Source organism: Streptococcus oralis (assembly GCF_001579175.1).
In the GTDB taxonomy this organism is placed as follows: domain Bacteria; phylum Bacillota; class Bacilli; order Lactobacillales; family Streptococcaceae; genus Streptococcus; species Streptococcus oralis_O.
Map to the genome: position 1 here is coordinate 430466 of NZ_KQ970759.1, position 8207 is coordinate 438672.

Consider the following 8207-nt stretch of genomic DNA (forward strand, 5'->3'; position numbering starts at 1 on the left):
ATGTGGACCAGCACTATATTCATGAAGTGACTAGTCCCCAAGCTTTTCAAGGATTACGAGATGCAGGACGCAGATTGAGACGGCCAGACTTGACATTTGGGACCTTTGACCACAATGTACCGACGGTCAATATCTACGATATTCGAGATGTCATTTCCAAGGCTCAAATTGATAAGCTTGCTGAAAATGTTGAGGAATTCGGGATTGAACATGCTGCTCACGGCTCTGAAAAGCAAGGAATCGTTCACATGGTTGGACCAGAAACAGGAAGAACTCAACCAGGGAAATTCATCGTCTGTGGAGACAGCCATACGGCAACTCACGGGGCTTTCGGAGCTATCGCCTTTGGGATTGGGACTAGTGAGGTTGAGCATGTCTTCGCTACTCAGACGCTCTGGCAGGTTAAACCTAAGAAAATGCTGGTAAAATTCACTGGTGTTCCTCAAAAAGGAGTTTATTCCAAGGATTACATTCTCGCCTTGATTGCCAAGTACGGCGTTGCTTGTGGTGTAGGCTATGTGGTGGAATATCGTGGGCAAGCGATTGATGCTCTGACCATGGAAGAGCGAATGACCATCTGCAATATGTCCATCGAGTTTGGCTCTAAGATGGGCATCATGAATCCAGATCAGACTACCTATGATTATCTCAAAGGACGAGAATGTGTTCCAGAGGATTTCGAGAAGGCAGTTGCTGACTGGAAGACACTTGTCAGTGATGAGGATGCTGTCTATGATAAGGTTATCCAGATGGATGTCTCTGATTTGGCACCCATGGTGACCTGGGGAACAAATCCTGCTATGGGGGTTGACTTTGACAGTAGTTTTCCAGAAATTAAGGATATGAATGATGAACGAGCTTATCATTACATGGACTTGGAACCTGGCCAAAAGCCAGCAGATATTGAACTAGGTTATATCTTTATCGGTTCTTGTACCAATGCTCGTCTCAGTGATTTGCAACTGGCTGCGCGATTTGTCAAAGGGAAGAAAATTGCTCCTAACTTAACGGCTATTGTAGTCCCAGGTTCCCGTCCTGTGAAACGAGCTGCTGAGAAGTTGGGCTTGGACAAAGTCTTTCTAGATGCTGGTTTTGAGTGGAGAGACTCAGGTTGCTCTATGTGCCTAGGGATGAATCCTGACAAGGTTCCAGATGGTGTCCACTGCGCTTCAACTAGCAACCGTAACTTTGAGGACAGACAAGGTTTTGGTGCTAAGACCCATCTCTGCAGTCCAGCCATGGCAGCTGCGGCAGCTATCGCAGGGCACTTCGTAGATGTTCGACAGATGCCAGAAGCCCAGTAAGGAGAGGATATGGAGAAATTTACAGTTTATACGGGAACAACCGTTCCTCTTATGAATGATAACATTGATACCGACCAAATCCTTCCCAAGCAGTTTCTCAAGTTAATTGATAAGAAAGGCTTTGGTAAGTACCTCATGTATGCTTGGCGTTATCTGGATGACAAGTACACTGAGGATCCAGACTTTGTCTTTAACAGACCTGAATATCGAAAAGCCAGTATTCTCATCTCAGGGGATAACTTTGGCGCAGGATCGTCCAGGGAACACGCAGCTTGGGCTTTAGCTGACTATGGTTTTAAAGTCGTGATTGCAGGTTCTTTCGGGGACATTCATTACAATAATGAACTCAATAATGGCATGTTGCCCATTGTCCAGCCCAGAGATGTTCGAGAGAAACTAGCCCAACTACAACCGACTGACCAGGTAACCGTGGACTTAGAACAACAAAAAATCATCTCACCAGTTGGAGAATTCACTTTTGAAATCGATAGCGAGTGGAAACACAAGCTCTTAAATGGTTTGGATGATATCGGTATTACTTTGCAGTATGAAGATTTGATTGCTGCCTATGAAAAACAACGACCAGCCTACTGGCAGGATTCGAAAAAATAGAAAAGGAAATAGAACTATGACAAAACACATTCAATGGAACGGAACACTTTCACAAGAAGGCTATGACATTTTAAAAGGTGAGGGCGGATGTATCGTTTGTCCTACTAAAGTCGGTTACATTATCATGACTAGCGATAAGGCAGGACTTGAACGCAAGTTTGAAGCAAAAGAGCGTAACCGTAACAAACCAGGTGTTGTACTTTGTGGTAGCATGGACGAGCTACGCGCTTTAGCACAACTAAACCCAGAAATTGAAGCCTTCTACCAAAAACATTGGGACGAAGATATTCTCCTAGGTTGTATCCTTCCTTGGAAACCAGAAGCCTTTGAAAAACTTAAAGCATACGGTGATGGCCGTGAAGAGCTCATGACAGACGTTCGTGGAACAAGCTGTTTTGTTATCAAATTCGGGAAAGCAGGAGAACAGTTGGCTGCTAAACTTTGGGAAGAAGGCAAAATGGTCTATGCCTCATCAGCCAACCCATCTGGAAAAGGAAACCGCGGTAAGGTAGAAGGTATCGGAGAACGTATCGAAGGAGCGGTGGACCTTGTCATCGAAGCAGACGACTATGTGGCATCTATCCAACCTGACAAAACCATTGAAACCCGCTACGAGCAAGGTGTGATGGTCTCTATGGTTGATAAGGACGGCAAACTCATCCCAGAACAAGGTGGAGCACGTTCAACCTCACCAGCACCAGTCGTTATCCGTAAAGGGCTTGACATTGATAAAATTATGATGCACCTGTCAGATACCTTTAACTCATGGAATTATCGCCAGGGAGAGTATTATTGAGATTTCTGAAGTGGTTGGGATATTTTTGTCCCAACCTTTTCAATTTTTTCAAATGTGCTATAATAGAACTAGGAAAATGAATAAAAACCGAAGGGTATACCCTTCCTTTATATATACATATAAAGGAATACTATTAGCTCTTCACAAATTTTTAAGTGAAAAGGAAATTCCGAAATGAAGCAAGAATTGGAGCAAGTCCTCACTAAAAATCCTGATTTTTTGGTGGATGGCGTCCTAAACAAGAATAAACTGGCTGAGTTGGCACGGCAATATAGTCCTGAACTTCTCAATCAATTGATGAGCAATAAAACAATCACCAATCATTTCTTTTCGAAATTACAAGATGGTGTCTTGGTTTTTAAAAAAGATGTCTTTCTGCAATTTTTAAACAACAAGGAGTTCTTGCCAGACAGTTTTACAGCATATAAAACAAAAATTGGTTTGGGAACGGCTGATGGAAATTACCTTTCTGAAAATAAAGAAGTAGTACTGAATTTTCCTTATAAAGATTGCGTGCTTGAAGGAGGGCAAACCAAGGATGACACCAAACGACAAGAGGTATTTTTTAACGAGAAACTTGCTCCAACAGAAATCAATCGCTTGCTTGACGCTAAGGTACTGACAAACTTTAAACGCTATGATACAGATGGCGAACATGAAGTAGAAGAGCTGAAGAGTACGGACAACCTTATCATTAAGGGGAATAATCTAATCGCCCTGCATAGCCTCAAAAAACGCTTTGGTGGAAAGGTGAAGGTGATTTATATTGATCCTCCCTACAACACCGGTTCTGATAGCTTTGGATATAACGATTCATTTAACCATTCGACTTGGTTAACATTTATGAAAAATCGTCTTGAGGTAGCAAGAGAATTATTGAGTAATGATGGAGTTCTTTTTATCCAATGTGATGAGAATGAGCAAGCTTACTTAAAAGTTTTGACTGATGAAATATTTAAGAGAAATAATTTTTTAGCTGATATTATTTGGGAGAAAAAGACTGGTTCTTCTGATGCAATAAATATTTCGATAACGACTGAACACATACTGATGTATGCTAAGAATATAAATCTAGTACAATTAACCACAAATCCAGATTCATATGACAGAAACCGCTATAAGCATACGGACGAATATTATGAAAAAAGGGGACCTTTTTATTATGACACATTAGATAGAGGAGGGCTTAGTTATAGTGATTCAATGAATTTTGGGATTGAGATGCCTGATGGAAAGATTTTATATCCAAATAAAAGAAGAGAATTTATTAATGATGGTTGGACTTGGAAATGGGGAAAAGAAAAAATTCAATGGGGATTGGAAAATGGATTCTGTGAATTTGTTCATGATAAAAAACTAAATGATTATTCCATTAGATATAAGGTATATCTTAAGGTTGATAATGAAGATAACGTGATGGAAAGATCGGCACCATGGAAAAACTTAATTACAGGAATTATGAATACTCATGCTTCTAAAGAAATTAAATCACTATTTAGTCTTAAATTATTTTCCACCCCGAAGCCGGAAAAATTACTACAGCGTATTATGCAAATAGCTACCAGTGAAAGCGATCTAATCCTTGATTTTTTCATGGGTAGTGCAACGACACAAGCTGTTGCCCACAAGATGAATCGTCAATACATCGGAATCGAACAAATGGATTATATAGAAGATGTTTCTGTGAAACGTCTAAAAAAAGTTATTGACGGAGAACAAGGTGGTATTTCTAAAGATGTCAACTGGAATGGTGGCGGTTCATTCGTTTATTGTGAACTAAAAAATGACGCACAAGATTTTAAAAATGCTATTTTGGGAGCGACTTCTACAGAAATTTTATCAGAATTGTTTGAACAAGCCAAAAAATCATCTTTCTTGTCTTATCGTGTTGATCCTAAAAAGCTGAAAAAACAAGAGTTTGAAGAACTTTCGCTTGCTGAGCAGAAGCAAGTGTTGCTGGAGTTGGTAGATAACAATAACCTTTATGTCAATTATTCAGAAATCGACGACAGCGACTATGGTATCTCAGAACAAGAGAAAAAACTTAACCGCCAATTTTACGGGGAGGAGTGAGCAGATGTCTTTTGTGTATGAGATTTACAACCAAGCCAGCGAAAACGGCTTTATTGACTTTAAAGAAAATATTCCCGACTATATCACGCAAAATCTTAAATATCCCTTGCGTCCTTACCAAAAAGAGGCGGCGGGACGGTATCTTTACTATAAAACCGATGAAAAAAATCATCAAAAACCAGAACAAGTCCTTTACAATATGGCGACAGGTTCAGGAAAAACCTTATTGATGGCAGCGGTTATTCTTGAAAAGTTTAAACAAGGCGAACGGAACTTTATCTTTTTTGTTAATAATGACAATATCCTCACTAAAACAAGAGCTAACTTTTTGCCCAATGAAACAGGAAAATACCTATTTGCGGAAAAAATTATCATTGATAATCAAGTAGTGACGGTTCGTGAGGTGACAGATTTTTCAGATAGCCAATCTGACAGCATCAATATTGTGTTTACTACCATTCAGAAACTGCATCAGGATTTAAATACTCCAAGGGAAAATCGCCTAACCTATGAGCAGTTCGAAGACTTGTCAGTTGTCTTGTTGGCAGATGAAGCTCACCATTTGAACGCAGGATTAGCCAAGAAAGAAAAAGATGAAAATGCTACTTGGACGGCGACAATTGCAAATATTCAAAGAACAGCTCAAAAATCATCACTATTTGAATTTACAGCAACCATTGATCTAGCGAACCCTGATATTGCGAAAAAGTATGAAAAATCTTTGATTTTTAAATATGACTTAAAAGAGTTTCGCTTGGATAAGTACTCAAAAGATGTACTTTTCCATTTAGTAGACAGTGAATTGCCAACTCGTATGCTGCAGGCAATCCTTATCAGTCAATATCGAAAGAAAATTGCTCTCAAACATGGCATCAATCTTAAACCTTTAGTCATGTTTAAGTCTCAAAAAATAGCTGAAAGCAAGGGGAATTTAGAGACTTTCTTGGAGATGTTGTCTAACTTGACAGTAGAGCAAGTACAAAATCAGAGAATTTCAAGTATCAATGAAGGGCGAAAGGGGATTTTAGAAAAAGCGTTTGATTTTTTTGAAGATACTGGACTTGCTCTTCAAGACCTAATTGAAGAGTTACAGGAAGATTTCCGACGTGAACGTTTGCTCTTGATTGATGGAAAAAATAAGACCAGCAACAACTTAGTAGAGTTGAATACTTTAGAGCTTCCTTCAAATGAAATTCGTGCCATTTTTGCGGTGGATATGCTTAATGAAGGATGGGATGTTCTTAATCTTTTTGATATTGTTCGCCTCTATGATACTCGTGATGGTAAGGTGACCAAAAACGGTTTTGTGGCAGGAAAAACCACGAATGCTGAAAAACAGCTCATTGGTCGTGGTGCACGCTACTATCCATTTGTGATTGATAATCAGCTGGAAGAAAAATTTACTCGTAAGTTTGATGAAAACGAAAATAATGAACTCCGTATCATTGAACAACTTCACTATCATTCTGCCAACAATCCTCGCTATATTTCAGAATTGAAACAAGTTTTGCGTGAGTCTGGTATTTTTGATGATGTCAACTTAGAAGAGCGTGAGTTGAAGTTAAAGGACTCCTTTAAACAAACACGTACCTATACAGATGGTCTCGTTTGGATGAATAAACGGCTTTCTTATCAAGAATATGTCGAACAACGGCAAGAAAGTTTGCTGGATACCTCTTTTATTCCAAATTCCTTTGAGTTGAGTTTGCCGACCTCTACTACAAGAGATTTTGAGGCATTTTCGGAAGGAGACATTTTAACAGCCGAGTTGACAAATACTTTAACATTTGAGTTTGGAAAAGAAATCACTTCAAATATTGTCAGGACAGCTATCAATCGAAATAAACAGTATACCTTTGAAAACTTACAACAAGCCTTCTTCGGTTTGCGTGGAGTTTCTGCGTTTATAGACATGCTTTCGAAAGTCAATATCATCTTAGAATGTTCTTTATCAAAAATGAGTGACTTAACAGCAGAGCAGAAACTTTATATAGCTGAAAAACTACTGCATAGCATTGAAAAAGATATTGTTCCAACGGAAGAGCGGTTTTATGGTTCCAATAGCTTTGAGTCTGTTCCTGTATGCGAGGTTTTCGAAGAAAATATCTTGAGAAAATATACTGTCAATGAACAGGGAAATGCAGAATTTGGACGTTCACAGAAAACAAGGTCTGAAACCAATATTTTTGTAGATATAGATCAGCTGGATTGGTATGCTTATGATGATAACTTTGGAACAAGCGAAGAAAAGTATTTGGTGCGTGCTATTCGTGATTGGATGGATGACTTGCAAGAAAAATGGTCTGATATTTATTTATTACGTAATGAAAAAGCAGTTAAGATTTATAGCTTTGATGAAGGACGCCCCTTTGAACCGGATTTTATCTTGCTTGCAAATGATAAGAAAGTTGGGAATACATCTTGGCAGATTTTCATTGAACCCAAAGGAAGTCAATTTTTAGATGGAGATAATACCTTTACAAATGGTAAGGAAGGCTGGAAAGAAAAATTTTTACTGCAAATCACTGAAAGAGATGAGGCAAAAACGTTGCTTGATGATGACCGCTATCGCATTATTGGCCTGCCTTTCTTTAATCATGAGGTGGGGACAGAGATTGTGAAAAGTGGTTTGCGAAATTTATAGTGTGCAAAAAGAACACTATTTATAGTATTTCATTACAATATCTATAAAATCCGAACGTTGTAAATTAATAAACCGAAATATTTGACAAAAACTTTACTTTGGTTTATAATTTATAAAGGAAACGTCGGAAAAGGCGTAGCGATGCGGAAGCATAGGTAGGTCATTATAAAAGAAACGAGACATCGATATGTTAAACGAATTTCCTATTTTTGACTACGAAGATATTCAATTGATTCCCAATAAATGTGTGATTAAGAGCCGTGCAGAGGCAGATACAAGTGTCTCACTAGGAAACCATACCTTTAAACTACCTGTCGTACCAGCAAATATGCAAACTATTTTGGATGAAAATGTGGCAGAGCAATTGGCTAAAGGTGGTTACTTCTACATCATGCACCGCTTTGATGAAGCAGGACGCATTCCTTTTATCAAACGCATGCATGATCAAGGCTTGATTGCTTCTATTTCTGTCGGTGTTAAAGACTACGAGTATGATTTTGTCAGCCAGCTCAAGGCGGATGCTCCTGAGTACATTACCATTGATATCGCTCATGGTCATGCGGATAGTGTGATTTCTATGATTCAGCATATCAAGAAAGAGTTGCCAGAGACCTTTGTGATTGCTGGAAATGTTGGGACGCCTGAAGCCGTTCGTGAGTTGGAAAATGCTGGTGCAGATGCCACCAAGGTTGGGATTGGTCCTGGCAAAGTTTGTATCACCAAGGTCAAGACAGGTTTTGGTACAGGTGGCTGGCAGTTAGCTGCCCTACGCTGGTGT

General features: G+C 39.2%; 6 protein-coding genes. All 6 read left to right on the forward strand.

The genetic code is table 11. The annotated features are described in order from the left end of the window. On the forward strand, positions 1-1304 hold a 1304-nt coding region (gene leuC / locus SORDD24_RS02170), incomplete at its 5' end, for a 3-isopropylmalate dehydratase large subunit (protein ID WP_081103487.1). 9 nt (positions 1305-1313) lie between these two features. After that, positions 1314-1916: a 3-isopropylmalate dehydratase small subunit gene (leuD, locus tag SORDD24_RS02175; RefSeq protein WP_061407049.1), complete on the forward strand. Its 603-nt coding sequence runs from the start codon at positions 1314-1316 to the stop codon at positions 1914-1916. 16 nt (positions 1917-1932) lie between these two features. Then, a complete protein-coding gene (locus tag SORDD24_RS02180) occupies positions 1933-2712 on the forward strand; it encodes an L-threonylcarbamoyladenylate synthase (protein ID WP_061407051.1) in 780 nt (259 codons plus the stop codon). 174 nt (positions 2713-2886) lie between these two features. Continuing rightward, complete coding sequence (locus SORDD24_RS02185) at positions 2887-4785, forward strand: DNA methyltransferase (RefSeq protein ID WP_061407053.1); 1899 nt, start codon at positions 2887-2889, stop codon at positions 4783-4785. A 4-nt stretch (positions 4786-4789) separates the two neighbouring features. Further along, the gene (locus SORDD24_RS02190; protein WP_061407055.1) at positions 4790-7429 is read left to right on the forward strand and encodes a DEAD/DEAH box helicase family protein; all 2640 of its coding nucleotides are present in this window, start codon (positions 4790-4792) and stop codon (positions 7427-7429) included. A gap of 187 nt (positions 7430-7616) precedes the next feature. Further along, positions 7617-8207 (forward strand): GMP reductase (locus SORDD24_RS11550; protein ID WP_231082657.1); only part of this gene is annotated, 591 nt, incomplete at its 3' end.

Bases quoted from the DNA above. Each gene is read 5' to 3' on its own strand.
- SORDD24_RS02180 (WP_061407051.1), top strand. From the start codon at position 1,933: ATGACAAAACACATTCAATGGAACGGAACACTTTCACAAGAAGGCTAT.
- leuD (WP_061407049.1), top strand. From the start codon at position 1,314: ATGGAGAAATTTACAGTTTATACGGGAACAACCGTTCCTCTTATGAAT.
- SORDD24_RS02190 (WP_061407055.1), top strand. From the start codon at position 4,790: ATGTCTTTTGTGTATGAGATTTACAACCAAGCCAGCGAAAACGGCTTT.
- SORDD24_RS02185 (WP_061407053.1), top strand. From the start codon at position 2,887: ATGAAGCAAGAATTGGAGCAAGTCCTCACTAAAAATCCTGATTTTTTG.